The sequence below is a fragment of the Curtobacterium sp. MCLR17_045 genome, from assembly GCF_003234405.1.
GTDB lineage: Bacteria > Actinomycetota > Actinomycetes > Actinomycetales > Microbacteriaceae > Curtobacterium > Curtobacterium flaccumfaciens.
Map to the genome: position 1 here is coordinate 1 of NZ_QKTB01000027.1, position 25,141 is coordinate 25,141.

The 25,141-nt window shown below is 72.2% G+C and carries 25 protein-coding genes; 8 read left to right on the forward strand and 17 right to left on the reverse strand.

The window, feature by feature from the left end; genetic code table 11:
- Positions 1-17: 17 nt before the first annotated feature.
- The 8 genes from DEJ05_RS14400 to DEJ05_RS18410 all read right to left on the reverse strand — a co-directional run bounded on the left by DEJ05_RS14400 (position 18) and on the right by DEJ05_RS18410 (position 8,441).
- Positions 18-1,139 carry an NAD-dependent epimerase/dehydratase family protein gene (locus DEJ05_RS14400; protein WP_111110751.1) on the reverse strand — a complete coding sequence of 374 codons (1,122 nt, stop codon included), beginning with the start codon at positions 1,137-1,139 and terminating at the stop codon, positions 18-20.
- Positions 1,139-2,332 (reverse strand): zinc-dependent alcohol dehydrogenase, encoded by a 1,194-nt coding sequence (locus DEJ05_RS14405; protein ID WP_071404842.1) that lies wholly within the window; start codon positions 2,330-2,332, stop codon positions 1,139-1,141. The genes DEJ05_RS14400 and DEJ05_RS14405 overlap by 1 nt, the downstream gene beginning before the upstream one ends.
- Before the next feature lie 145 nt (positions 2,333-2,477).
- Positions 2,478-3,386 (reverse strand): aminoglycoside phosphotransferase family protein, encoded by a 909-nt coding sequence (locus DEJ05_RS14410; protein WP_111110752.1) that lies wholly within the window; start codon positions 3,384-3,386, stop codon positions 2,478-2,480.
- Positions 3,387-3,484: 98 nt separating this feature from the next.
- Positions 3,485-4,072, reverse strand: a complete 588-nt coding sequence (locus DEJ05_RS14415) for a TetR/AcrR family transcriptional regulator (RefSeq protein ID WP_051597141.1) — start codon at positions 4,070-4,072, stop codon at positions 3,485-3,487.
- Entirely contained in the window at positions 4,062-5,582 is a 1,521-nt protein-coding gene (locus tag DEJ05_RS14420; RefSeq protein ID WP_111110772.1) for an MFS transporter, read from the reverse strand. The genes DEJ05_RS14415 and DEJ05_RS14420 overlap by 11 nt, the downstream gene beginning before the upstream one ends.
- An 82-nt stretch (positions 5,583-5,664) precedes the next feature.
- Positions 5,665-6,300 (reverse strand): DNA alkylation repair protein, encoded by a 636-nt coding sequence (locus DEJ05_RS14425; RefSeq protein ID WP_181440733.1) that lies wholly within the window; start codon positions 6,298-6,300, stop codon positions 5,665-5,667.
- The gene (locus tag DEJ05_RS14430) at positions 6,297-7,100 is read right to left on the reverse strand and encodes a sulfite exporter TauE/SafE family protein (RefSeq protein WP_111110754.1); all 804 of its coding nucleotides are present in this window, start codon (positions 7,098-7,100) and stop codon (positions 6,297-6,299) included. Before DEJ05_RS14430 ends, DEJ05_RS14425 begins: the two co-directional genes overlap by 4 nt.
- A 144-nt stretch (positions 7,101-7,244) precedes the next feature.
- Positions 7,245-8,441 (reverse strand): peptidoglycan DD-metalloendopeptidase family protein, encoded by a 1,197-nt coding sequence (locus DEJ05_RS18410; protein ID WP_110865535.1) that lies wholly within the window; start codon positions 8,439-8,441, stop codon positions 7,245-7,247.
- A 159-nt stretch (positions 8,442-8,600) separates the two neighbouring features.
- Here DEJ05_RS18410 and DEJ05_RS14440 point away from each other — a divergent pair, with 159 nt between their 5' ends.
- The gene (locus DEJ05_RS14440; RefSeq protein ID WP_111110755.1) at positions 8,601-10,481 is read left to right on the forward strand and encodes a gamma-glutamyltransferase family protein; all 1,881 of its coding nucleotides are present in this window, start codon (positions 8,601-8,603) and stop codon (positions 10,479-10,481) included.
- Positions 10,482-10,624: 143 nt separating this feature from the next.
- Here the strand turns inward: DEJ05_RS14440 and DEJ05_RS14445 are convergent, their stop codons facing one another.
- A complete protein-coding gene (locus DEJ05_RS14445; RefSeq protein WP_111024593.1) occupies positions 10,625-11,668 on the reverse strand; it encodes an NAD(P)-dependent alcohol dehydrogenase in 1,044 nt (347 codons plus the stop codon).
- A gap of 22 nt (positions 11,669-11,690) precedes the next feature.
- On the reverse strand, positions 11,691-12,233 hold the full coding sequence (locus DEJ05_RS14450; protein ID WP_111110756.1) for a DUF805 domain-containing protein: 543 nt from the start codon (positions 12,231-12,233) through the stop codon (positions 11,691-11,693).
- Between the two features lie 123 nt (positions 12,234-12,356).
- Here DEJ05_RS14450 and DEJ05_RS14455 point away from each other — a divergent pair, with 123 nt between their 5' ends.
- The 3 genes from DEJ05_RS14455 to DEJ05_RS14465 all read left to right on the forward strand — a co-directional run bounded on the left by DEJ05_RS14455 (position 12,357) and on the right by DEJ05_RS14465 (position 14,741).
- Positions 12,357-12,797, forward strand: a complete 441-nt coding sequence (locus DEJ05_RS14455) for an OsmC family peroxiredoxin (protein WP_027467170.1) — start codon at positions 12,357-12,359, stop codon at positions 12,795-12,797.
- 113 nt (positions 12,798-12,910) lie between these two features.
- Positions 12,911-13,165: a hypothetical protein gene (locus tag DEJ05_RS18160; protein WP_181440734.1), complete on the forward strand. Its 255-nt coding sequence runs from the start codon at positions 12,911-12,913 to the stop codon at positions 13,163-13,165.
- 58 nt (positions 13,166-13,223) lie between these two features.
- A complete protein-coding gene (locus DEJ05_RS14465; protein WP_111110757.1) occupies positions 13,224-14,741 on the forward strand; it encodes a threonine/serine exporter ThrE family protein in 1,518 nt (505 codons plus the stop codon).
- A gap of 103 nt (positions 14,742-14,844) precedes the next feature.
- Here the strand turns inward: DEJ05_RS14465 and DEJ05_RS14470 are convergent, their stop codons facing one another.
- Positions 14,845-15,039: a DUF2795 domain-containing protein gene (locus DEJ05_RS14470; RefSeq protein WP_111110758.1), complete on the reverse strand. Its 195-nt coding sequence runs from the start codon at positions 15,037-15,039 to the stop codon at positions 14,845-14,847.
- A gap of 91 nt (positions 15,040-15,130) precedes the next feature.
- Positions 15,131-15,814, reverse strand: a complete 684-nt coding sequence (locus DEJ05_RS14475) for a TetR/AcrR family transcriptional regulator (protein ID WP_027467173.1) — start codon at positions 15,812-15,814, stop codon at positions 15,131-15,133.
- Between the two features lie 169 nt (positions 15,815-15,983).
- Between DEJ05_RS14475 and DEJ05_RS14480 the strand changes: the two genes are divergently transcribed.
- Positions 15,984-16,301: a hypothetical protein gene (locus DEJ05_RS14480; protein WP_027467174.1), complete on the forward strand. Its 318-nt coding sequence runs from the start codon at positions 15,984-15,986 to the stop codon at positions 16,299-16,301.
- Between the two features lie 98 nt (positions 16,302-16,399).
- On the opposite strand, the gene DEJ05_RS14485 is transcribed toward DEJ05_RS14480, so the two are convergent.
- Positions 16,400-17,326 carry an SDR family oxidoreductase gene (locus DEJ05_RS14485; RefSeq protein WP_110858602.1) on the reverse strand — a complete coding sequence of 309 codons (927 nt, stop codon included), beginning with the start codon at positions 17,324-17,326 and terminating at the stop codon, positions 16,400-16,402.
- A 198-nt stretch (positions 17,327-17,524) separates the two neighbouring features.
- Between DEJ05_RS14485 and DEJ05_RS14490 the strand changes: the two genes are divergently transcribed.
- A complete protein-coding gene (locus DEJ05_RS14490; protein ID WP_111110759.1) occupies positions 17,525-18,265 on the forward strand; it encodes a hypothetical protein in 741 nt (246 codons plus the stop codon).
- 6 nt (positions 18,266-18,271) lie between these two features.
- Here DEJ05_RS14490 and DEJ05_RS14495 read toward each other — a convergent pair whose 3' ends face one another.
- From DEJ05_RS14495 to DEJ05_RS14510, 4 genes are all read right to left on the reverse strand, one after another.
- Positions 18,272-19,054, reverse strand: coding sequence for an endonuclease/exonuclease/phosphatase family protein (locus DEJ05_RS14495; protein ID WP_111110760.1), 783 nt, complete (start codon positions 19,052-19,054; stop codon positions 18,272-18,274).
- Between the two features lie 38 nt (positions 19,055-19,092).
- Complete coding sequence (locus tag DEJ05_RS14500; RefSeq protein WP_111024584.1) at positions 19,093-20,595, reverse strand: LCP family protein; 1,503 nt, start codon at positions 20,593-20,595, stop codon at positions 19,093-19,095.
- A 137-nt stretch (positions 20,596-20,732) separates the two neighbouring features.
- Entirely contained in the window at positions 20,733-21,383 is a 651-nt protein-coding gene (locus tag DEJ05_RS14505) for a GntR family transcriptional regulator (protein ID WP_111040062.1), read from the reverse strand.
- A gap of 12 nt (positions 21,384-21,395) precedes the next feature.
- On the reverse strand, positions 21,396-23,510 hold the full coding sequence (locus DEJ05_RS14510) for an efflux RND transporter permease subunit (protein WP_111110761.1): 2,115 nt from the start codon (positions 23,508-23,510) through the stop codon (positions 21,396-21,398).
- Between the two features lie 77 nt (positions 23,511-23,587).
- On the opposite strand from DEJ05_RS14510, the gene DEJ05_RS14515 reads away from it, so the two are divergent.
- Together DEJ05_RS14515 and DEJ05_RS14520 are read left to right on the forward strand one after the other, a co-directional pair.
- Complete coding sequence (locus DEJ05_RS14515) at positions 23,588-23,995, forward strand: MarR family winged helix-turn-helix transcriptional regulator (protein ID WP_111088394.1); 408 nt, start codon at positions 23,588-23,590, stop codon at positions 23,993-23,995.
- 75 nt (positions 23,996-24,070) lie between these two features.
- On the forward strand, positions 24,071-25,108 hold the full coding sequence (locus DEJ05_RS14520; protein WP_111110762.1) for an LCP family protein: 1,038 nt from the start codon (positions 24,071-24,073) through the stop codon (positions 25,106-25,108).
- Positions 25,109-25,141 lie beyond the last annotated feature (33 nt).

Below are 25,141 nucleotides of genomic sequence, written 5' to 3' on the forward strand. Positions count from 1 at the left end.
GGCCAGCCCCAGCCCAATCAGCCGCGCAGCGGCCCCGACCCCGGAACGTTCGCACCGTCCGCGAACCCGGCCACGAGTGCACGCAACGCTTCTTCGGAGGTGTGTCGGGCCTCCCATCCGAGCACCGACCGGGCACGGTCGGTCCGCATGATCGGCACGCCGGCAGCGATGTCGATCCACCCGGCGTCCGTCGGCTGCAACCGCAGCCGCCACGTCACCGTGACGATCCCGCGCAGCAGCCGCAGCGGGATCCGGACGGCACCGAGCATGCCGAAGGCCCGAGCCAGTCGCGGCGGGTTGAGCACGGGCGAGGCCGCGATGTTGAACGCCCCCGCTGCCCGTCGGTCGACCGCGCGCCAGTAGGCGTCGGCGACGTCGTCGGCGTGCACGGCCTGGAACACGAACGGGTACGGCAGCGGCAGCACGAGCCAGCGGATCCACCGGACGATCGACATCGGCACGAGGTGTCCGAGGAACAGCCCGCGGATCTCGGCGGCGGCGTCCCGCTGGAAGATCAGTCCCGGGCGCAGCCGGGTGACGGTCACGGAGGGGTGTTCGGCTTCGAACGCGTCCATCGCGGCCTCGTTGGCGGCCTTGTGGATCGAGTACGTCGCCGTCGGGATGCCGTCCGTCGGCCAGCTCTCGTCCACGGGGGTGTGCTTGCCGTCGACGTCCACCCCGCGGTAGGCACCGACCGACGACGCGACGACGACCTGGGGCACCTCGGCGCGCGCGACCGCCGCCAGGACGTTCGCCGTCCCGGTCACGTTCGTGCGGTGCTGCGCGGGGATGTCGTGCGTCGGTTGCAGCGCCCACGCCAGGTGGATGACGGCGTCGGCGCCCTGGAACACGGCGGCGAGCTGGTCCACGGCGTCCGCGGCACCGACGTCGACGGCGTGCCAGACGGCGGCGGCGTACGGCTCCGCGCGCAGGTCCGGCAGGCGCCGGGCGACACCGACGATCTGGACGCCGGCGGCGTCACGGCCAGCGCCGTCACGGCCGACGGCGTCACTGCCAGCGGTGTCGCGGCCGGCACCGCCACGGCGGGTGTCACCGTCGCCGTCGGCGCGCACGGCCGCGAGCCGACGGAGCACCGCCGTCCCCACGTTGCCGGTCGCGCCGACGACGACGATGCGCATCAGGCCGCGGCCATCGCGGGGTCGAGCACGACCTTGACGCAGTCGTCCTGCTTCTTCTGGAAGACCTCGTACATGTGCGGGGCATCCTCGAGCGAGACGCGGTGGGTGGTCAGGTCGAGCGTGCCGAGCGGGTCCGACGGGTCGGAGACGAGCGGCATGATGTCGTCGATCCAGCGCTTCACGTTGCACTGGCCCTCACGGATGGTGATCTGCTTGTCGAACAGCGTCATCATCGGCATCGGGTCGGCCATGCCGCCGTAGACACCGCTCAGCGAGACGGTGCCGCCGCGACGGACCAGGTCGATGGCCGCGTGCACGGCCGCCAGGCGGTCGACCCCGGCGGTCTCGATCGCCTTCTGTGCGAGCTTGTCGGGCAGCAGGCCGGCGGCGCGCTGGGCGAAGCCCGCCATCGGGTTGCCGTGCGCCTCCATGCCGACGGCGTCGACGACCCCGTCGGGGCCGCGGCCGTCGGTCAGGTCGACGAGCTCGGGCACCAGGTCCTTCGTCAGGTCGAACACCTCGGCACCGTGCTTCGCCCCGAGGTCACGGCGGACCTGCTCGGGGTCGACAGCGAGCACGCGGTAGCCGAGGTGCTTGCCGATGCGGGCGGCGAACTGGCCGACCGGGCCGAGGCCGAGCACGGCGAGCGTGCCACCCTCGGGCACCTGGGCGTACTGCACGGCCTGCCACGCGGTCGGCAGGATGTCGCTCAGGAACAGCCAGCGGTCGTCGGGGGTGCCGTCGTCCGGCACGACGATGGGGCCGTAGTCGGCGTGCGGCACGCGCAGGTACTCGGCCTGGCCACCGGGGACCTGGCCGTACATCTTGGTGTAGCCGAACAGCGAGGCACCGGTGCCGTACTCGGTCACCTGGGTGGTCTCGCACTGCGACTGCAGGCCGTGCTGGCACATCCAGCAGTGGCCGCAGGAGATGTTGAAGGGGATGACGACCCGGTCGCCGACCTTCAGGTTCGTGACGCCGGATCCGACCTCTTCCACGATGCCCATCGGCTCGTGGCCGAGGACGTCGCCGCGGTCGATGTACGGGCCGAGCACGCGGTACAGGTGCAGGTCGGACCCGCAGATCGCCGTGGAGGTGATCCGCACGATCGCGTCGGTCGGCTCCTGGATGGTCGGGTCGGGGACGGTCTCGACGGACACCTTCTCGGTGCCCTGGTAGGTCAGTGCGCGCACGTTGCGTTCCTCTCGTGGTCGCTTCGAGCCGGCCTGGAGGCACGACTCGCGTTCCCCTCCTCGGTACGCGCCCGCCCCGTGGACGCTCCCAGCCCCGCGTCCCCCTCGCGCACGTCGGCACGGGTGGGCAGCCGTGGCCGCGACCTCAGGCGAGGACGGCTGCGAGGACCCGCTCGTGCTCGTCGCGACCGCCCGGTCCGGCACTGCCCGCGAGCATGATGAGCGCCTTCCACAGCGCCCATCCCCGTGCACGCGCCCACGTGTCGTCGTCCAGGTCGACGGCCCGCCGGAACACCCGTCGCGCCGGGCCGTCCAGCATCGTCCACGCGAGCACGAGGTCGCACGCCGGGTCCCCCACGCCGCACGTGCCGAAGTCGATCACCGCGCACAGCCGCCCGGTGTCGTCGACGAGCAGGTTGCCCGGGGCGACGTCGCCGTGGAACCAGACGGCCGGCGCCTCCCACCGGCTGGCGAGGGCCTCGGCCCAGACCGCTTCGCACGCGCCGCGGTCGACGACGGTGCCGCCGGTCCTGCCGCTGCCGCCGCCGCCGCCGCCGAGCGTGTCGAGCGCCGTCCGCACCTCGGCGTCGTACACGGACGGGTGCTCGCCGCGGTGGAACGAGTGCGCGCCGGCGGTGGGGCCGCCCGTCGCCGGGACGCTCCGGAGCTGCCGGAGCACGGCACCGACCCCGGCAGCGAAGCGCTCGTGGTCGAGGTCGTCGACCTGCACGGCGGGCACCCCGTCGAGCCACCGCCGCACCGACCACGGGAACGGGTACCCCTGGCCCGGTTCCCCGAGCGCCACGGGCTCCGGGACGGCGACGTCCAGCCGCCGGGCGAGGTACGGCAGGACGTCCTGCTCCTTCTCGACCGCGGGCACGTAGCCGGCCGCGCTCGGCAGTCGCACCGACAGGGCGTCCCCGAGCCGGTAGGTGCGGTTGTCCCAGCCCTGGTGGTCGACCTCGTGCACGGGCAGGTCGGCCCAGTCGGGGAACTGCTCCGCGACAAGTCGTTCGACGAGTCCGGCGTCGATCCGGGGCACCTCGGTGTGCATGCCCGCAGCCTAGGCGTCGGACCGGGCCAGCGGTGGGGCCGGTGCGCGCGGGCGGCCAGCGGCGGGGCGGACCCGCACCGGGCCTCCCGGCCGTCGCCTCAGGCGGGTTCTGCCAGGGCGAGCAAGGCGTCGCGCGCGACCGCGAGCTCCCGCTCGTCCAGGTAGGGCGGCATGCCGACCGCGGCCGCGAGGCCCTCGGCCGCGTGCCGGACCACCAGTGCGCGGTCCTCGGGCAGGCCGTCGCGTGCGAACAGCGTCCGCCAGTGCTCGGCGTCGGCGGCGACGGCCGCGGCGATCCCCGGGACGGCCATCAGACCGGGCCAGTGCGACGACGGTGCGAACAGGTCCATCGCCTGCTCGCTGCCGCCGCAGAGCGTCCGGACGTAGGCGCGCAGGACCTTGCCCGGTCGGTTCTCGGCGAGGTCCACGTGCTGCATGACCTCGTCCGTGAACGCGGCCAACCCGTGCTCGACGACCGCGAGCAGGAGTTCGTCCTTCGACGGGAAGTGGTGCAGCAGCCCGCTCTTCGAGACGCCGGCTTCGGTCGCGATCTCGGCGACGCTCACCCGCGTACCGCGCTCGGCGAGCAATCGGCGTGCGGACTCGAGCACGGCCTGCCGCGTGCGCTCGCGGTCGCGGGAGCCGTCGGTGCCGGTGCCGGGGCCCGTGCTGCGGTCAGTGGTCATGCGGTCCATCCTGCCGGTTCGGGATGACCCGGAGCGCGACCACGGCGGCGACCGCGAGCAGCACCGCGGCGCAGACGGAGGCGAGTTGCATGCCACCGGTGAACGCTTCACGGGCGTGCTCGAGCACCGGCGACCCCGGTTGCAGTACCTGGCTCGCCGACGCCAACGACTCCCGGAGCCGGTCCGCAACCCCCGAACCCAGGCTGTCGCCCGTGAGGTCGAGGTTCGACCGGTAGAACGCGGTCTGCAGCGACCCGAGCACCGCGATGCCGAGCGCGACGCCGAGCTCGTACCCGGTCTCCGAGATCGCCGAGGCGGCGCCCGCACGCTCCCGCGGAGCCGCGGCGACGACCGCGTCCGTCGCCAGCGTCATCGACACCCCGACGCCGAGGCCGACCACGGCGAGCGCGATGGCGATCCCCCAGTACGTCGGCAGCCCCTCGGCGAAGGCGAGTCCGGCCATGCCGACCGCGGCGACCGCCAGCCCGAGGCCGATGGAGCGACCGGGGCCGACGCGACGGGAGAGCAGGCCGATCACGGCGATGACCGTGATGGACGCCAGGGTGGCGGGCAGCTCCGCGGCTCCGGCGAGCAGCGGAGTGAACCCGCGCACCAGCTGCAGGTACTGCGAGAAGAAGAACAGCAGACCGCTCAGCGCGAAGACGGACAGCGAGTTCGCGACCACCGCACCGGAGAACGCCGGGATCCGGAACAGCTGCAGGTCGATGAGCGGCGTGGTCAGGCGTTTCTGCCGCCGGACGAACCACCAGCCCGACGCGAGCCCGAGCAACGCGGTCGCCGGCACCGTCCAGTCGAACCCGTGCCCGGCGACGTGCTTCACGGCGTAGACCAGCGGCACGATCGCGAGCACCGAGAGCACCGCGGAGAGCAGGTCGATCGGGGTCCGGGCGCCGCCGCGGGACTCCGGCAGCAGGAACGCCCCGGCGACGACGATCACCGCGATGACGGGGATGTTGATGAGGAACACCGATCCCCACCAGAAGTGTTCCAGCAGCGCCCCGCCGACGAGTGGTCCGGCCGCGGCACCACCGGTCGCGCCCGCGGACCACACCGCGATGGCGGTGGTGCGCTGCCGCGGGTCGCGGAAGATCGTGCGCACCAGCGACAGCGTCGAGGGCATCAGGGTGGCGCCGGCGACGCCGAGGAGTGCCCGTGCGGCGATGAGCAGCTCCGGGCTCGAGGCGAAGGCCGCAGCGGCCGATGCCAGTCCGAACGCGACGGAGCCGAGGAGCAGCAGGCGCTTCCGACCGATCCGATCGGCGACGTTGCCCATCGTGACGAGCAACCCGGCGAGTGCGAACGAGTAGACGTCGCCGATCCAGAGCACCTGGGTCGCGGTCGGGTCGAGGTCGGCGGTCAGGGACGGCACCGCCAGGGCCAGCACGGTGCCGTCGATCGCCAGGAGCACCACGGCCAGGGTGAGGACGCCGAGGGACGCCCACTCACGGACGGAGGCGCGGTGGGTCGGGGTGGTGCTGGTCGTGGTCATCGGTCGACCGTAACCGACCATTTGGTCGGTTGGGCAGACTGCACAGTCGGTTCACAGCACAGCACAGCACAGCGCCGCTCGGTCAGCCCCGCAGCCGGTCACGCTCCCCTGGCGGCAGGTGCTCGGTGGCCGTCCGGCGGGCGGCCGGGCTGAGGAACCGGCCGCTCTGCTCGAGGAACGCCACGAGTGCCGGCTCGGACGCCCGCTTCCCCGTCTCGCGCAGGACGAGACCGAGCGCCGACTGCACCGTCTCGCTGCGCTCCCGAACCAGGCGCCCGGCGATCCCGAGCGGCACCTCGGCGTCGCCCTGCTTCGCGAACGCCAGGGTCGCCACGACCGCGATCCGGCGGACCATCGCGACGTCGGACTTCGCCAGCGCGAACAGCGGACCGGTCGAGGCGCCCACCAACGGGGCGCCGACGAGTTCCTCGGCGGCCAGGTCGACGAGCACCGGGTCTTCGAGCCGCTCGGCCTTCGCCGCGGACAGGTACTCGTCGGTGAGCTCCGGGTCCGGCTGCGCCCGCATCGCCTGCACGAGCAGCAGGACGGCGACGAGCTTCGCGCCGTCGTCCTCGCTCCAGAGCAGCGCCGAGCGCTCCCCCTCGTCGAGGTCGTGGAACTGCCGCGCGACCCGGCGGGCCGCGGCGATGTCGCCGGTGGTGCGGGCGAACGCCGCCAGCACGGCTTCCGCGTCGCGCCCTGCCTGGAGGCCCGTCACGCGACCTCCCCGTCGCTCGCGTCGTTCTGTGGTGCCCTCCGACGCCCGCGGCTGAGCACGATGACCGCGACGACCACCAGGAACGCCGCGAACATCCAGGTGCCCACCTGCGGATCCACCAGGCGCGCCAGCACGGCACCACCCGGCGAGCACACGGCGGCGGTGATGCCGACCGTCAGCCCGACCCGCAGGTCGACCGCACGGCGCCGGAGGTTCGCGACCGTCCCGGACACCGACGTCGGCACCATCGTGAGGAGTGACGTGCCCTTCGCCAGCAGGTCGCCGGCGCCGAGCACGACCTCGAGCCCCGGCACGATGACGACCCCGCCGCCGACCCCGACGAGCCCGGACAGCACCCCCGACAGCAGCCCGAGCAGCAGCAGGACGACCGCCTCGACGACCCCGAAGTGCACCTCGCCGCCGCGGGTCGGCACCGTGGTGAACAGCGACACGAGCACGACGGCGATGAACCCGACGAAGATCCACGGCAGCGCGCGGAGTGGCAGGGCACGGAGCAGCCGGGCACCGATCGGGGCGCCGATGACGCTGCCGACCGCCAGGGTCAGGGCCGCCAGCCAGTGCACCTCGCCCTGCACGGCGTAGGTGACCGCACCGACGACGGCCGCGGGGGCGATCGCCACGAGCGAGGTGGCCGAGGCCCGACGCTGGTCCATCTGTGCGAAGGCCATGAGCGCCGGCGCCACGATGACCCCACCACCGACGCCGAACAGCCCGGACAGCACGCCCGCCAGGACCCCGATCGCCACCAACACGAGCACCGTTCCGCCGCGCTTCCTCATCCCGCCCAGGCTATCCGCGCCGCGGGCGAGCTCTCGCACCGTGCGAGGTGGCCCGCACTTGGAGTGCAGAAATGGTCGGGTGCCCGAAGGCGACCCGACCATTTCTGCTCACGAAGCGAACGTCAGCTCGCGCCCCACCCCGCCTCAGCGGAAGTGCATGTTCTTCAGCGGGTCGACGAGGGTGCCGTTCCGCCGCGTCTCGACGTGCACGTGCGGCCCCGTCGACTGCCCGGTGTTGCCGGACTTCGCGATCTCGGTGCCGAGCTTCACGATCTGCCCCTGCTTCACCTCGATCTTGCTGAGGTGCGCCGTCAGCACCGCCGTCATGCCGTACGTGACGACGATGTAGTTGCCGTAGGCCGCGTCGTTCGCGATGGTCTTGGTGACCGTCCCCGTCCCGGAGCCGTACACGGCCGTCCCCACCGGCACAGGGGCGTCTGTGCCCTGGTGGTAGCGCGGGACGTGCCCGGCGCCGCGGTCGTCGCCGTACCGGCCGGTGATCTTCGTGCCGTTGACCGGCCAGGCCAGGCCGGTGACCGGTCGGCTCGACCAGACCCGGGTGTCCTTCGCGCCGTAGAGCACGACGTTGCCGTCGACCTGCACGAGCAGGTTGCCCGACCCGGCGGTGCTGGTGCGCGAGCTCCAGAGCGCGACCTTCTTGCGTGAGGCGTCACGGGTCCAGATGACGAAGTTGCCCTTGGCCTGCAGCTCGGCCCAGGCTCCCGGGTGCCCGCCGGTGCGCGACTGCCAGACGACGCGACCGCTGACCTTCTGCACCAGGTTGCCGTCGGTGCGCATGTTGAGGATGCGCGTGTTCGAGGTGTCGGATCGCAGCACGGTGCCGCCCAGGATGGTGTTCCCCGACGGGACCCGGTCCTGGTAGCCGTTCCAGCTCACGACCACGGTCTTGCCGGCGAGCAGCGCCATCGTGCCGTCGGCGCGCACCTTCAGTGCGGTCGAGTTCACGGTGCCGGCCGAGGCCCAACGGGCCACACGCTTGCCGTTCTTGGTGATGTCGAGGGCGCGGTTCTTGCCGACCACGGCGATCGCGCCGGAGTTGCCGGCGGTGTTCGACGCCCACAGCACGCGGTTGCCGATGCCGTACTCGACCAGGTTGCCGTCGCCCTGCATGATGAGCTTGAACTGGCCGTTCGGCGACGTGACCTGGTCGCCGGGCAGGATCTTGGTGCCGGCCGGGGCCGAGCCGACCCAGACCGCAGAGGCCGCTGCCGGTTCGGCTGTCGCCACGAGCGCCCCCGCTGCCAGGGCCAGTGCCGTCACGGCGCCGGCGATGCGTGGGAGTCGGCGCGCACGTGCGACGGTCGACGGAGTGGTGGTCATGGATCCCCTGCCCTGGAACCGACCGTGCGAGCGCGCGGTCGTTCGGCGCTCGCCCTGCACGAGTCGCCGAACGATGTTCGCTTTTCTGCGCGGGGTGCACAACCCCTTGGACGGGGGGTGTACAGCACGGGAGTATCCGCCGCGGGACAGGATGGGACCATGTCGACGCCGAACCCCGCCTTCGTCCCGCCCGCAGCGCAGACCACCCGTCCGGACCTGCGGGGCACGTTCGGGATGGCGGCGTCGACGCACTGGATCGCGACGGCGACCGCCCAGTCGGTGCTCGAGCGCGGCGGCAACGCCTTCGACGCCGCCGTCGCCGGGGCCTTCGTCCTGCAGGTCGTGGAGCCCCACCTGAACGGCCCCGGGGGCGACCTGACGGCGGTCTTCGCGACGGCAGTCAACCCCGTGCCGACGGTGCTGGTCGGTCAGGGTCCCGCGCCCGAGGGCGCGACCCCGGAGCACTACCGCGCCGAGGGCCTCGACCTGGTCCCCGGCTCCGGCGCGCTGGCCGCGACCGTCCCCGGCGCGGTCGACGCCTGGCTGCTCCTGCTCCGCGACCACGGCACGTGGGAACTGGCCGACGTCCTCGTCCCCGCGGTCGGGTACGCCCGCGACGGCCACCCGGTCGCACCTGCGGTGGTCCGGACGATCACCGCCGTGCGCGGCCTGTTCGAGCAGCACTGGCCCACCTCCGCCACGCAGTGGCTGCCGGGAGGCACGGTGCCGGTCCCCGGGGACCTGGTGCGCAACGAGGCACTCGCCGCGGTGCTCGACCGGCTGGTCGAGGCCGGCGCCGGTGCCGGCAGCCGGACCGGCCGCATCGATGCGGCCCGGTCCGAGTGGGCGGAGGGGTTCGTCGCCGAGGCGATCGACCGGTTCGTCCGCGAACCGCACCGGCACGCGTCGGGCACCGACCACGCCGGGGTCATCCGGGCGTCCGACCTGGCGGCGTTCCGCGCGTCGTACGAACCCGCGACGACCGCCGAGTTCCGCGGCTGCACGATCGCCAAGACCGGACCGTGGGGCCAGGGTCCGGCGCTGCTCCAGACACTGCGGCTGCTCGAACCGCTCGACGACGCCCTGCTCGACCCGTCGACCGAGCTCGGCGCGCACACGATCGTCGAGGCGCAGAAGCTCGCCCTCGCCGACCGCGAGGCGTTCTACGGCGACGGCGAGGTCCCGATGGACGTCCTGCTCTCCGACGCCTACGCCGACGAGCGCCGCGCACTGATCGGCGAGCGGGCCTCGGCGGAGCTCCGACCCGGCACGATCGCCGGGGCCGAGCACGCGCTGCCGCCGATCCGCACCTCGTACGACTCCGCCGGGTCGGTCGGGGTGGGCGAACCGACCGTGCAGGTCGCCCGCGAGGCAGAAGCCGACACCGAGGTCCCGCCCGCCGCTCCGCTCGAGGACCGCGGCGAGCCGTTCGTCACCCCCGACGGCGAGACCCGCGGCGACACGTGCCACATCGACGTCGTGGACCGCTGGGGCAACATCGTCAGCGCGACCCCGTCCGGCGGGTGGCTGCAGTCGTCGCCGACGATCCCCGAGCTCGGGTTCTGCCTCGGCACCCGCCTGCAGATGACGTGGCTCGAACCGGGCACGGCCTCGACCCTGCGGCCCGGCGAGCGCCCCCGCACCACGCTGACCCCGACCCTGGTGCTCCGCGACGGGCAGCCGGTCGCCGCGCTCGGCTCCCCCGGCGGTGACCAGCAGGACCAGTGGCAGCTGCTGTTCCTGCTGCGCTGGATCGTCGGCGGGTACTCCCCACAGCAGGCGATCGACGCGCCGGCGCTGCACACCACGTCGTTCCCGGGGTCGTTCTGGCCGCGCACGTGGGAGCCCGCGGGCCTGGTCGTCGAAGACCGCCTGGGGGACGAGGTCATCGGGGCACTCGAGGCCCGCGGACACGTCGTGACCCGCGGCGGTGACTGGAGCCTGGGCCGGCTGTCGTGCGTCACCCGTGACCCGGACACCGGGATCCTCGGCGCCGCCGCGAACCCCCGCGGCGCGCAGGGCTACGCGGCGGGACGCTGACCGACGCCCGTTCCTTCCCAGAACACCCGCACTGGAAAGTGGAATCGGGCGTACCTGATCAGAACTTCCGACCAGGTACGCCCGAATCGACCAGGTACGCCCGATCCGACCAGGTACGCCCGAATCGACCAGGTACGCCCGGTTCAGAGCGTCGGGACGACCACTGCGCGACCCGAGAGCTCGCCGGCCTCGAGCTTCCGGTACGCCTCGAGTGCGTCGGACAGCGCGTAGCGCTCGACGTCGGGGACGATCTGCCCGGCGCGGTACATCGCGACGACCTCGTGCAGGTCCTCGATGGTGCCCCAGTAGGTGTTCGTGATCGTCGACTCGTACGGCGTCGCGAAGAAGTTCCACTCGGTGGTGCCGCCCGCGATCCCGACGACGGTGAACCGCCCGCCGACCGCCATCGAGGCCTGCGCGACCTTGATCGTGGGGGTGGCACCGACGAAGTCGAAGGCCGCGTCGACGCCGCGTCCGCCGGTGATCTCGCGGATGCGCTCGGCCTGGTCCGGGCCGCCGGGGACGGTGATCGCGCCCCGGGCTGCGGCGCGGTCCATCGCGTCCTGCTTCATGTCGGTCGCGATGACCGTCGCACCGGTGAGCGCCGTGAGGATCTGCACGGCGATCTGCCCGAGGCCGCCCAGCCCGACGACGAGCGCGAAGCGACCGCCACCAGCCAGGTTCGGCAGGGAGTTCTTGATCGCGTGGTACGGCGTGAGGGCGGCGTCGCTCAGCGGTGCGGCGGCGACCGGGTCGGCGTCGCCGAGCGGCACGAGGTTCCGCGCCGGGACGCTCACGTACTCCGCCATGCCGCCGTCGCGCCCGAGGCCGATCCCCATGTAGGGGTTCGTCGCGGCGTTCTCGCAGTAGGTGTCCTGTCCCTTCGAGCAGTACGAGCAGTGCCCGCAGCCGACCGGCCCGTAGACCAGGTAGGCGTCGCCCTCGGCGAAGCCGGTGACCCCGTCACCGACGGCCTCGACCCAGCCGGAGTTCTCGTGGCCGAGCACGAACGCGGGCGCCTGGGCTCCCGGCTGCCCCTGCTGGAACTCGCGGTACACGGCGACGTCCGAGTGGCAGGCACCAGCGCCGGCGACCTTGAGCAGGACTTCACCCGGCCCGGGTGCGGGCTTCGGGACCTCGGTCAGGGACGGGAAGGTCTGGTACTGCTCGAACACGACGGCGCGCATGGGGTTCTCCTTTGATCGCCCTTCACGCTACACCTGTCGTCGAGGACGACATGTGTCGCCCAGTTGCCTCGGGACCCCACCCTCCCGCGAACAGTCCGCGGTCGAACCGTGCCCCACCAGGGCGCGACGACCGCGCCACCATGACACCCAGCACGACCGCACCGAGTGGTCCGGTGAACACGAGGAGCAGGATCCACAGCCCGGCGTGGTCCCGGTCGTGCAGTCGCCGCACGAGCAGCGACCACCGGGGCACGATGGTCAGGATCGTCGGGACGAGGATCGCCAGGTCCCACGCGTCCGGCCAGACGTCCCGCTCGCCGCCGCCCCAGCCGAACCACGCCCCCTGCCCGCGGTCGATCAGGTGGAACGAGACCCGCGGTGACGGGACGACCCCGAACGGGTCGATGTACATCTCCCACCACCAGAACTCCGAGCGACTCGCCCGCCCGTGGAACCGCCACCCCTGCGTCCAGAACCGGAGCCAGGCGACCACCGGGTTCGTCACGTCGGCCGGCCCCTGCTCGAGTACGGACTCGCGGAAGCCTGTCTTGTCGCTGTCCCCCATGTGCCAGATCGTAGGGCAGACCTGCGTCTTCGCCGTGAGCCCGTTGCGAGAACGCTCGTTCTCCGATTGACTCAGGAGCGGTGGTCCCGTTCGGGGCCGCTCCCCCACACGAAAGGAGCGGGCATGCCCACTCGCACCGCACGCACCGCCTGGAACGGCGGCCTCGAGGACGGTTCCGGCCAGGTCGAACTCTCGAGCTCGAAGGTCGGCACGTACGACGTCTCGTTCCCGAAGCGCACCGCCGAGGACGCCGGCGGCACCACGAGCCCCGAGGAGCTCATCGCCGCCGCCCACTCGGCCTGCTACGCCATGCAGTTCTCCGCGGTCCTCGGCGAGGCCGGCGGCACGGTCGAGGCCCTCGACGTCAAGGCCGACGTCTCGCTCGGCCCGGACCCGGCCGGCGGCTTCCGCCTCACCGGCATCGTCCTGACCGTCAGCGGCGAGGTCTCCGGCATCGACGAGGCGGCCTTCCTCAAGGCCGCCGAGGACGCCAAGGCGACCTGCCCCGTCAGCAAGGCACTGACCGGCGTCGAGATCACGCTGCACGCGACCTTCGAGCAGTAGCGAACGCAGCGCAGTAGGCGCGCGAAGCAGGAACCGTCACCACGTGACGGACGGGAGGCCCGGTGCCAGCTGGCACCGGGCCTCCCGTCCGTCGTCCACCTACGCTGGGTGCCGTGCCCCGCTTCCTCGCCACCCCGACCCTCGTCGCCCTCTGGCTCGGCCTGCTGGCCGTCGTCGTCGGGGTCGTGTTCGTGCTGACGGCTCCGACGTTCACGTTCGGCTTCGCCGCCGTCGCCCCGCTGTCCGACTACGCGTTCGTCGCCAATGGCCGACCGTGGCAGCTGACGGCCGGACCGGTCCTCGTGCTGGTGGGCGCGGTCGTCGCGGCGTTCGCCCTCGGTCGTCTGAGCACGCGCCGCCGGGGCTGATCCGAAGGCGTCCAGCGGACGTCCGGACTCGGCCGCCGTCGACTGGCACCATGGCGTGATGGCCGAGCAGCACCCCCCGGGCCCGCACAAGCCGGGCCGCCCACCCCGGCCACGACGCCGCAGCCTCGCGCAGCACGACCTGCGCGACGCACGAGCCCGCCTGCGCGGGACGATCTACGAGCACGTCGAGCCCGACGCCAAGGGGCGCGACCAGTACACGGCGACCCAGATCGTCGACTTCTGCCTCGACCTGGCCGAGGTCATGCTCGCCTCGGGTGCCGACACCCGCAGCGTCGAGACGGCCGTCGTCGCGGTCTCGACGAAGTGGAACCTCGCGCCGCTCGACCTCGACTTCTCCGGCAGCTCGGTGACCATCCAGTACGCCCCGGCCGACGTCCCGCCGCTCGTCAAGGTCCGCACCGTGCGGTCGGACGGCTCCGACCTCGACAAGCTCGCGCGGGCGAACCAGATCGTCGACGACCTGATCCACGACGACCGCGACATGACCTCGGCGGTGAGCGCCCTGGTCGCCGTCCTGCGACTCCCGCCGCGGTGGCCGATGTGGCTGTCCGACGTCGGCCTGTCGATCCTCGGCATCTCGATCGCCGTGCAGGCCGGAGGCGGGTGGCGGGCCGGACTCGGGGCGTTCGTGCTGATGCTCGGGATCATCGTCTCCGGGCGCTGGCTCACCGACCGGGGGTACCCGCAGTTCTTCGTGTCCGGGGCGCAGGGCGCGGTGGCGTCGGCGATCGGCACGCTGGCCATCTGGGCCGGCGTGCTGAACGCGAACGGTGCGGCGACGATGGTGGCGGCGCTCGTGGTGCTCCTGCTGCCGCACCCGTCCCTGGTGACCTGGGCGCAGGACGCCATCTCGGGGTTCCGGGCGATGGCCGTGGCCCGGGCGTTCTACATCGGGCTGGTCATCGCGGCGATCGTGGTCGGGGTGCCGGCCGGGATCGCGGTGACGCACTGGCTGCGGATCGAGGTCGACCCGTCCGGCATCGTGACGCAGACCCTGCCGCTCTGGGCGTCGCTGTCACTGACCGTGGTGTCGGCGGGCGCGAACTGCTTCGTGCAGCAGGCGAGCGCCCGGGTGATCCCGGTCGCCGTGGTGTTCTCGGTCGCCGCCGGTGCCGCGCTGTGGGCGCTGCGCCAGGCCGGGCTGCCGCTCCTCGGGGCGACGTTCCTGGCGGCGGTGCTGCTCGGGGTGCTCTCGACCTACGCGGCCGTCCGGATGCGCACGGCCGTGGCGGCGATCGCGGTGCCGGCGTTCTGCGGGGCGCTGCTGCCCGGTGTCGCCGTGTCGAACGCCCTGCTGAACTTCATGTCCGGGTCGTCGAGCGCCGCGCTCGACTTCGTGGCAGCGGTGTCCGTGGCACTCGGGATCGGCGCGGGCCTGGTGCTCGGTGGGCTCTTCGCGACGCCCGGTGCCCGTCGAGCGCTCCGCCGGACGCGTCGGGTCGTCGTGCACTCGGTCCACAACGACACCACGGCGCTGCGTGTCATCCGTGACACCGGGTACGACCCCGGCGACGGTTCGGTGCCCCGCGGGTCGCGCTCGAACGGCGCTTCGTGAGCGGCGCGGCCGGCACCGCTCCGTCAGACGCTTCGTGAGCAGAAGAGGTCGGGTGCGACGCACGCACCCGACCTCTTCTGCTCACCGAGTGGGTCCGCCGCGCTCAGCCGGCGTCGGACACCGCGCTCGACACCGCGGTCGGGGCGTCGTACTCGCCGTCCGGGATCGCGCGGAGCGCCTTGAGGACGTCGTCAGGGGCGCCCTCCTGCTCGGCCGTCGAGACCACGTCGTCCTTGGACGCCGGGTAGTCGATGCCGCTCAGGTACTTCTGGACCTGGATGGGGTTCGGTGCTGCCATGTCGGTTCCTTCCGTCAGGTTGCGACTCCCGGAGTACCCGCGGGGCGCTGCACGACGGCGCAAGGATCGCGCTCCGCGGACGAACCGCCGGTCAGATCTCCCAGCTGCCCGAGTCGTCGTCGTCCCACATCGCCAGACGGCGGGCGGCCTGCGGCTCGTACCGCTCCATCCAGCCGCGCTCGAGCCGGGCGACCGCGCGGTCGAACGCCGCCACCAGGTCGAGCTCGGCGCGCAGCAGGGCCTGCAGCTGCAGCCCCTCGTACAGGGCGATGAGCTGCTCGGCACCGCGGCGGGGGTCCATCGTGTGCGGGGCACGGCCGATGGCGACGTCGTGCTCCAGGCCGCGCTTGATCTGCGCGAAGAAGAGCTGGTACCGCGACCGCAGGTAGGTCGCCATCGGGTGCGCCGGGTTGCCCGCGACGGACAGCAGGGCGACGAGCAGGCGCATCAGGGCCGGGTCCTCGGCGTTCGAGGCGACGATGGCGCGGAGCAGGTCCACGGTCGAGCCGTCACCGACCTCGTGCGTGACCTCGTCCATCCGGGCACCGTTCCAGCGGTCCAGTGCGGCGAGGACCAGGCCGTCCCACGACGGGAAGTGCTGCTCCAGCTCGGCGACGCTGATGCCCATCCGCTCGGCGACCTGCACCGGCCGGGCTTCGTGGAAGGGGACGTCCCGGAGCAGGTCGACGGTGGCACCCACGATCGTGATCCGCAGGTGCAGCGTGGCCGCCGCGGCCGCCGCGGCCTGCGTGTCGGCGCTGGTGTGTTCGAGCATCGTGCCCTCCGTCGTCCCCGGACGTCCTGTCCGTGTCACCCCGGGTCCGGGGCACGTCCATCCAAACGCAGAACGGGGGACACCAGAATCCCCGGTACGGGTGTCGGCACAAGGGGGGACAGACCACGACGTCGAGCCGGTTCGCGGCCGCCCGTGCGACCATGCCGGCATGACCCCGAACGACCCCACTGCCCAGGGACTCGCGACCATGGCCTCGACCGGCTTCGAGTTCGGCGGCGACCCCGACCAGGTGGCGCACGACGTCCGGGCCATGTGGGAACAGCTCGGACGGCCCGCCGGTGCGTTCGAGGCCGCGGCCCGGGCCATCGCCGTGCTGCCCCAGCGCCCCGAAGTGCCGATCGCCGACCAGGCCCGCCGTCGCGCGTTCGAGCAGGCGATCGGCATCAACCCCGTCGAGGTCGAGCTGGCCGCCGCGATGTCGGCGCGCGAGCTCCTCGAGCGGATGGCGCGCTCCGTCAGCTGCTGACGCGACCAGGCGCCCTGGACCCGACCACAGGGACGACGGGAGGCGCGGTACCCACCGGCACCGCGCCTCCCGTCAGAGTCCCGTCAGGAACAGGCGCCCTACGGCGTCGGCATCCCACCGTCGACGTGCAGCGTCTCGCCCACGACGTACGACGACTCACCGCTCGCCAGGAACACGTAGGCCGGCGCGAGCTCGGCCGGCTGGCCCCAGCGACCCAGGTAGGTCTGCTCGCCCGCGCTCGGCAGCGCCTCCGGCGGCTGACCGCCGGCCGGCTGCAGCGGCGTCCAGATCGGGCCAGGGGCGACCGCGTTGACGCGGATCCCCTTCGGCGCGAGCTGCGCGGCCAGGCCCTTCGCCATGTTGTTCACGGTCGCCTTCGTGGCCGCGTAGTGCACCAGGTGGGGCGACGGGGCGTACGCCTGGATCGACGTCGTGTTGATGATCGTGGAGCCGGGCTGCAGGTGCGGCACGGCCGCCTTCGTGATCCGGAACGTCGCGTAGGCGTTCGTCTTGAAGGTCTCGTCGAACTCCTCGTCGGAGATCTTCGTGATGTCGTCGACGTTCTGCTGCTTGCCGGCGTTGTTCACCAGGATGTCGAGGCCACCGAGCTGCTCGACCGCGTCGGCGACGAGCTGCTCGCAGACCTCGAGCGAGGTGATGTCGCCCGGCAGTGCGACGGCCTTGCGTCCGGCGGCCTCGATGAGCCCGACGATGCGGTCGGCGTCCTCCTGCTCCTCGGGCAGGTACGAGATCGCGACGTCCGCACCCTCGCGGGCGTAGGCGATGGCCACGGCGGCACCGATGCCGGAGTCGCCACCGGTGACGAGCGCCTTGCGGCCGGTCAGACGACCCGAGCCGCGGTAGGTGTCCTCACCGTGGTCGGCGGGGACGTTCTGCGCCATCTCCGCGTCGGTGCCGGCACCCTCGAGGTACTGCTCGTCGGGCTTCTTGTCGGCGTACATCTTCGTGGGGTCCTGCATCACGTACTGGTCAGGCCCGGTCTGGTCGTTCTGCTGGTCCGTCATGCCGCCGACGGTACGCAGGGGGTCGCTGCGGGCCGTCCAGGAGGCTGTCCCCCGTTGCGCGGAGCGGCCTGCGCCCGTCGACCGCACCGCTCCAGGGCCGCAGGTGCGTGATCCTCGTTTGTCACGGTCCGGTGACGGGCAGGCTCCGATTCGGTAACACCTGTCGTTCTGTTCCGGTCGAGGCCCTACCGTCGAACGGTGACTCCTCGGACCCTGCTGGCGCTCGGCGCCGCCGTGCTGGCCTTCTCGGCCGGTGCGCTCGCGTTCGACGGCACCGCCGGGCTCGGGGCAGACGTGGCCGTGGCCGCCGAGACCTCGCACGACGCCGCTCCGGTGCACGTGACGAAGGCGGAACTCCGACGGGTGGACTCGATCGAGCTCGACGCCGAGGCACTCGTGCTCCGGAACGGCGACGACACCGTGGTGGAGTCCTCGATGCGCGACTCCGGGCTGACCGTGAGCGTCCTGAACCGTCTGCTCGGCACACCGTCCCGCACGCAGACGGCCGAGGGCGACGGCGGGGCATGCTTCCCCGCGGGCACCACCTACACCTGGGGCGGCGCCATCCGCGTCGCAGCGCTGACGACCGACGCGGCGGCCGGCAACGCCGTCGAGATCCGGGTGCTGCGCGACTCGGTCCGCAGCGTGCTCGGCCGGCAGATCGAGCTGACCGGCCCGGGCGGTGTCCGGGTGGGCGACGACATCGCGGACGAGATCGCCGACGCTCCCGGTTCGGAGCGGGTGTCCTACGGCTCGGACGACTCGCGCGCCTGGCAGCTCCTGCTCCGCGAGGGCTGGGCCGACCGGCACGACGACGACGACGAGTCGAGCGAGCACTCCGGCGACGCCGGCACCAACGGGGTCTCCGCCCTGACGAACGAGACGACCGTCACGGTGCTCGGTTCACCGATGCCCGTCCACGCGCAGCGGAGCTGCTGAAGCGACTCAGACCCGCAGTGTCGCGATCACCGGGAAGTGGTCGCTGGCGAACCAGGTCTCGGGGCCGTCGTGGTCGATCACGATGCGGTCCACGGCGCTCACGTCGCGGGTGAGCACCCAGTCGATCCGCTCGCCCGAGTCGACCGGCGGCTGCCAGTCGTTGAACGTGGCGGTGTGGTCGGCGGGGTCCCCCGCGGCGAGCCAGGCGTCGGCGAACCCGGCCTCGGCGAACACCCGCGAGGCCGTCCCGCTGCCCGCGGGTTCGTTGCAGTCCCCCGCGAACACGACCGGGCCGGTGGTGCCAGCCAGTCGTTCGGCGATGAGCGCGGCACTCCGGCCCCGGACCTCGTCACCGTGCGCACCGGGCTCGTGGTCCAGGTGCGTGGTGAGCAGGGTGAACGCGGGCCCCTCGGCGTCGAGGAACCGGGCGTGGTTCGCGATCCGCGGGTACAGGCTGCCCCAGGTGTTCGAGACGGGCTCGTCCGGGGTGTCCGACAGCCAAAACGACCCCTCGTCGGACGGCCGGAACCGGTCGCGGCGGTAGAAGACGGACGCGTGTTCGCCGGCGTCACCGCCCTCGCGCCCCTGTCCGACGTCGGCGTGGTCCGGCAGGCCGGCACGCAGGTCGTCCATCTGGTGCGCGAAGGCCTCCTGCACGCACAGCAGGTCGGGGTCGTGCCGGCGGATCAGGTCGAGCACGACCGGCAGGCGGGCCGGCCAGTCGTGCGCGGGGTCCGGGTTCTTGATGTTGTAGGTCATCAGGACGATCGGGCGTGCGGCGCTGGTCACACCGAGAACCTACCGACCGGTTGCCCGGCGGGTTCCCATCAGTTGATGCAGGTGCCCTCGGTGCCGTAGTTGTGCACGTCGGTCGACTTGGCCGTCGGCTCCTTCGCGGGCTTCTTCGTCGGCTTCGAGCCGGTGCTCGAACCGCCGGTCGACGGCGTCGACGCCCCGGCGCTCGGCTCGGTCGCGACCGGCTTCGCGGTCTTGCCGTCGGTGCCGAGCACGAGCGTGACACCGGTGACCGCACTGGTGCGGACGGCGACGGCGCCGGGCACCACGGACGCGATGGCCTTCGCCTGCGACTCCTGACCGGCGGGGTACTGCACCTGGGTGGTCTTCGTCGTCGCGGACGAGCCGGCCGGGGCGACCTGGAAGCCGCGGGCGGTCAGGACCTGCCCCGCAGCCGTCGCAGCGCCCTCGACCCCGCTGCCGTTCAGCACGGTGACCGAGGTGTTCGCCGGCTGTGCGCGGCCCGCCTTCGTGTACGCCTCGGGTTCGCCGACCAGGCCCTGCACGAACGCGGGCAGGCCGACGGTGTCGACCTCGACGATCGACAGGGCGGAGCCGTTCACGTAGATGGTCGGCGTGCCGAGCGTCGGGATGGTGGCGGACTGGATGTTGCCGGGCCGCAGGTTGCGCATCTGTGACGCCAGGTCGATGAGGTCGGTGTCGGTCTGGATCGATCCGCCGACGGCCTTGAGGATGTTCCCCATCTTCACCGGGTTGAGCAGCGTCCCCGCCGACGTGACCTTCCGGGCCTCCTGCGACAGGAAGTACTGCTGGCGGACGTTGCGGTCCAGGTCACCGTTCGGCAGGCCGTGGCGCTGTCGCACGAAGGACAGCGCCTCCTTCGCGTTGAGCGAGGACTTGCCCGCCGGCAGGTCGACGCCGGAGTACGGGTCGCTGGTCGCCTGGTTGAGGCAGACCTGCACCGGGCCGAGTTCCTTGACGACCTGGTAGAAGCCGAGCAGCGAGACGCGGACGTAGTGGTCGATCTGCAGGCCGCTCAGGTTCTCGATCGTCTTGATGAGCATCTTCGCACCGCCGGTGTCGCCACCGCCGTTGAGCGTGCCGTAGTAGAAGGCGCTGTTGAGCTTGCCCTTGCCGACGTCCGGGATGTCGACGTACGAGTCACGGGGGAACGAGATCATCGTCGCCTGGCTGCCGTCGGCGTTGATGTGCAGCACGATCATCGTGTCGGTGTTCGTCGCACCACCGTCCGACGTCGTGCTGAGTTCCGCCATCTGTTCGGGGGTGGCGTTCTCCGGCCGGTGGTCGTCGCCGACGAGCAGGATGTTCTGCGCCTTGCCGTCGACGTCGTCCTTCGTGTCCTTCTTGCCGGTGATCGCGTTGACGATCGTGACGCCGTCGGACAGCTGGTTGTACGCGTACCCGGCGTACCCGACGCCCAGCAGGAGGGCCATCGTGAGCACCCCCGCGACGGCCGGGAACACGACGCCTGCGCGTCGCTTCTGGCGCCCGTGGCGCGGCGTCGCAGCACCGCGGTGTGCGGGCTCGGTCGTCTGCTCGGGTTCGTTGCTCACCGGGAAACCATAACCGCCACGCGGGGAACGGACATGGGATGCGCCTGGAAGGTCGCCCCGTACTCGCCGTCACCCCGTGACGGGCTGGAGGCCCGTGGCGGCGTCCCCACGGGCCTCCAGTCCGGCTCTTGGTCGCGCTAGCCGCGCGACGGGAGCAGGTGGATCGCCTCCATGGCGAGTTCGGCAGCGATGGGGTCCTTCGCGACGACGGCGTCCTTGAGCTTCGTCAGCTCGGGCAGGATCACGTCGGCCGGCAGGAGCTCGGCGAGCTCCGGCACGCGGAGCTTGAAGGAGAGCCCGTCCGTGGTCGAGTTGCAGAGCTGCACGAGCGAGGGGTTGCCGCACGCATCCGCCCACATGGCGTAGATGCCGGCTCCGTCGCGCGCCACCTGGTCCTGCTCGTCGGCGCTCACCCGCGCGTGCACGTCGTCGAGCATCTTCACGATCTTCTTGCGCTGCGCGTCCGTGAACCGGGGCACCGCGAGCCGCACGACGCCGCCGTAGATCACGCCGAGGGTGCGGTACGCGTCGAGGAGCTCCCCCTTCGTCGGCGCCGCGACGCGGGTGTAGCGGTTCGGCGCCATCTCGATGAGGCCGGCCCGGGCGAGTTCGGCGAGGGCCTCACGGATCGGGGTGCGGGAGACCCCGAGCCAGGCGATCAGGTCGTCGTCGTTGAGCCGTTCCCCGGGCTCGAGCGTGCCGTCCATGATGGCGTCGCGGATCTTGTCCTGCACCGTGTCACGGAGGAGCTTGCGCTCGGCAGCGGGCTGCGTCGAGGGAACTGGCATGGGTCCAGCGTGTCACATGTCAGGGTTCGTGCGCGAGAGGCGCGACGGCCACCAGGCGCGGTGCCCGAGGTCGTAGGCCAGCGCCGGCACGAGCAGCGAACGAACCACGATCGTGTCGAGCAGGACGCCGAACGCGACGACGAACGCGATCTGCACGAGGAACAGGATCGGGATCACGCCGAGGGCGGCGAACGTGGCGGCGAGCACGACGCCCGCCGACGTGATCACTCCGCCGGTCACGCCGAGTCCGCGCAGGACGCCCTCGCGTGGACCGTGCCGCAGCGCCTCCTCACGCACTCGTGTCATGAGGAAGATGTTGTAGTCGACGCCGAGTGCCACCAGGAACACGAACGAGTACAGCGGCACGCTCGGGTCCGCGCCCGGGAAGTGGAACACGTGGTCGAAGACGAGCGCTCCGACACCGAGGGCCGCCGCGAAGGACACGATCACGCTGCCGATCAGCACGAGCGGCGCGACGATGCTCCGGAGCAGGAGCATCAGGATCAGCAGGATCACGACGAGCACCACGGGGATGATCAGGGTGCGGTCACGGATGCCGGTGTCGTTCGTGTCGACCGCCGTCGCGGTGACGCCACCGACGATCGCTCCCGGGTCGACCCGTTCGACGGCGGTGCGGAGGTCGCGGACGGTCTGCTCGGCGGCGTCCGAGTCGGCGGCATCGGACAGCGTCGCCTCGAGCAGGACGTCACCGCGGGAGACGGTCGGCGTGCCGCTGCCGGCGGCGGACCCGGTCACCGGGACGGTCCCGGCGGGGCTGTCCTTCGCTGCGGCGACGACACCGTCGATCCCGTCCACCGCGGTGATCGCGTCGACGAGCTGGTCGAGGTCGCGCTCCGCGCCGATGACCTGCGCGGGGCTGCCCGAGCCGCCCGGGAAGTGGTCGGCCAGCACGTCCTGACCGTCACGGGCCTGCGACGACCCGATGATCAGGTCGCTCTGCGGCACCCCGTCCGCCTTGAGTCCGAACAGGCCGGCACCCATCGCGAGCAGGCCGACCGTGCAGACGATCCACACCACCCGCGACCGCCGGGCGACGAGCCGGCCGACGCGCGCCCAGATGCCGCGGGCGTCCGGACCGGTGAGCACGGGGTGGGCGCTGCCGAACGCGGGGCGCAGCGGCCAGAACGCCGCGCGGCGGAACGCGAGCAGCAGCGCGGGCAGGAGTGTCAGGGCGGCGAGCAGGCTGAACGCGATGCCGATGGCCGCGACGGGGCCGAGCGCCTTGTTCGAGTTGAGGTCGGAGAGCAGCAGGCAGAGCACCCCGACGATCACCGTGCCGCCCGAGGCCAGGATCGGCTCGAGGCTCCCCCGCAGGGCGGCCTTCGTCGCGTCCCAGCCGGTGCGGTGGTCGCGCAGGGCCTCACGGAAGCGCGAGGTGTACAGGAGCGCGTAGTCCGTCGCCGCGCCGATCACCAGGATCGACAGGATGCCCTGCACCTGCCCGTTGACCGTCACGATGTCGGCCTTGGCGAGCCACCAGACCACGAGGATCGAGGCGCACAGGGCGAACGTGGCGGTCCCGAGCACGAGGACGGGCAGCAGGGGTGATCGGTAGACGATGATCAGGATCACGAACACCGCGGCGAGCGCCACCCCGAGCAGCAGCCCGTCGATGCCGGCGAAGGCCTCGGTCAGGTCCGCGGTGAACCCGGCCGGGCCGGTGACGTAGCCGCTGACACCGGACGGCAGTGCGTCGTCGACGTCGGCGCGGATGGCCTCGACCGCATCTCCGGTCTCGGCGTCCTGCGTGAGCGTGGCGACGATCTCGACCGCGTCGCCGTCCTCGCTCGGGATCACCGGGCTGACGGCATCGACGTCGTCGCGGTCGGACAGCGTCGTGGCGAGTGTCTTCGCGTCGGCGAGGTCGGTCGACGTCAGGCCGCCGTCGCGCTCGAGGACGATGATCGCGGGCGCCCCCGACTCGTCGCGGAACTCGGAGGACCGTTCCTGCACCTTCGTGGCGTCGGCCGAGGCGGGCAGGAACGAGGTCTGGTCGTTGGTGGAGACCTCGGAGATCTTGCCGAAGAAGGGACCGCCGACCGAGGCGATGCCGAGCCAGACCACGATGACGAGCGCGGGGAGGACGATGCGGAGGAAGCGGGACACGTCGGTGAGCGTACACCGATCGTCAGCATGCTGATTACTTGACGGTCGAGCGCTCCTGGCGACCATAGAATCACGGCATGCAGGACACGAGCGAGCAGTGGCCCCTCGGGCGCCTGCTGTCCGCGGCTGCACGGTCCGTCGAGCGGGACTGGGACGAACGACTCCGCGCCATCGGGCTCTCGCACGCCGCGGTCGTCGCGATCGACATCCTCATCCGGACCGGTCCGACCGGCGCGGACACCATCGCCCGCACCGCCCGGGTCCAGCCGCAGACGATGTCCCGCACGCTCGAGCGGATGGAGCGGGACGGCCTGGTCGAGCGCACCCCGCACCCTGCCGATCGTCGCCGCCGCGTGGTGAGCGTGACGTCCGCTGGCCGGTCCGCCTGGGAGACCGCGCGGCACATCGAGCGCGAGGTCCTGCCGGAGGACTCCGCACTCCGGACGGCACTGGGCGAACTGCTCGCCAAGCCGCAGTCCGAGTGACACACTGTTCATGAAATACCACATGCGATAAGATCCTGCGGTCGGTGCGTGCCGACCTGACCACAGGAGCCCCGCATGTCCGAACGCCGAGCCGCCCGCGCGGCCGCTGCACACACTCACCACGCCGCCAGCAGCAGACGGCGGCGGCCGTTCCTCGTCGCGCTGATCACGACGCTCGGCTCGCTCGTCGGCGTCGCCCTGGTCGTCGCCGTCGTCGCGAGTGCGTTCGTCGGCGGTCTCGCTCGGAGCTTCGACGCCGGACGCGAGACCATCACGAACCCGTTCCCGAGCGGCACCCGACCGACGCCGACGTCAGGTGAGAACGTCCTGCTCATCGGTTCCGACTCCCGGGCGCAGGGCAACCCCGATGGTGGCCCTTCGACGTCCGGCGGGCGTTCGGACACCCTGATGCTGGCGCACGTGCCCGCCGATCGTCAGCACGTCTACCTGATGTCGATCATGCGGGACTCCTGGGTCGAGGTCCCCGGGCACGGGCGCGCCAAGATGAACGCCGCGTACGCCTGGGGCGGGGTACCCCTGACCGTGCAGACCGTCGAGCAGCTCCTGGACGTCCGGGTCGACCACGTCGCCGAGATCGACTTCACCGGGTTCGAGGACATGACCGATGCCCTCGGCGGCGTGACCGTGTCCTCCCCGCAGGCCTTCTCGACCGCCCACCACGACTTCGTGGCGGGGACGAACCGCCTCGACGGCGCCGACGCACTCGCCTTCGTGCGGGAGCGTCACGCCTTCGCCGACGCCGACCACACCCGGGTCCGCAACCAGCAGGCGTTCATGCGCGGCGTCGTAGACGGACTGCTGTCCCGCGGCACGGTCACCAACCCCGGGCGCATCCAGGACTTCGTCGCCGCGACCAGTGCGCACCTGTCGGTCGACGCGGGGTTCACGTTCGCTCGGATGGCGGAACTCGGGTGGTCGCTCCGCGCGGTCCGGGCCGACGACCTCGTGACCTTCACGGTGCCGACGGCGGGCTCCGGGACGTCACCGGACGGACAGTCGATCGTGACGCTGAACCAGCTCGCGGTCAGGTCCCTGTCCCAGGCGCTCCGGTCCGACGACGTCGCCGGCTGGCTCGCGGACAACCCGCAGTAGCCCGGCTCCGCACGCACGACGACGCCCCACGAC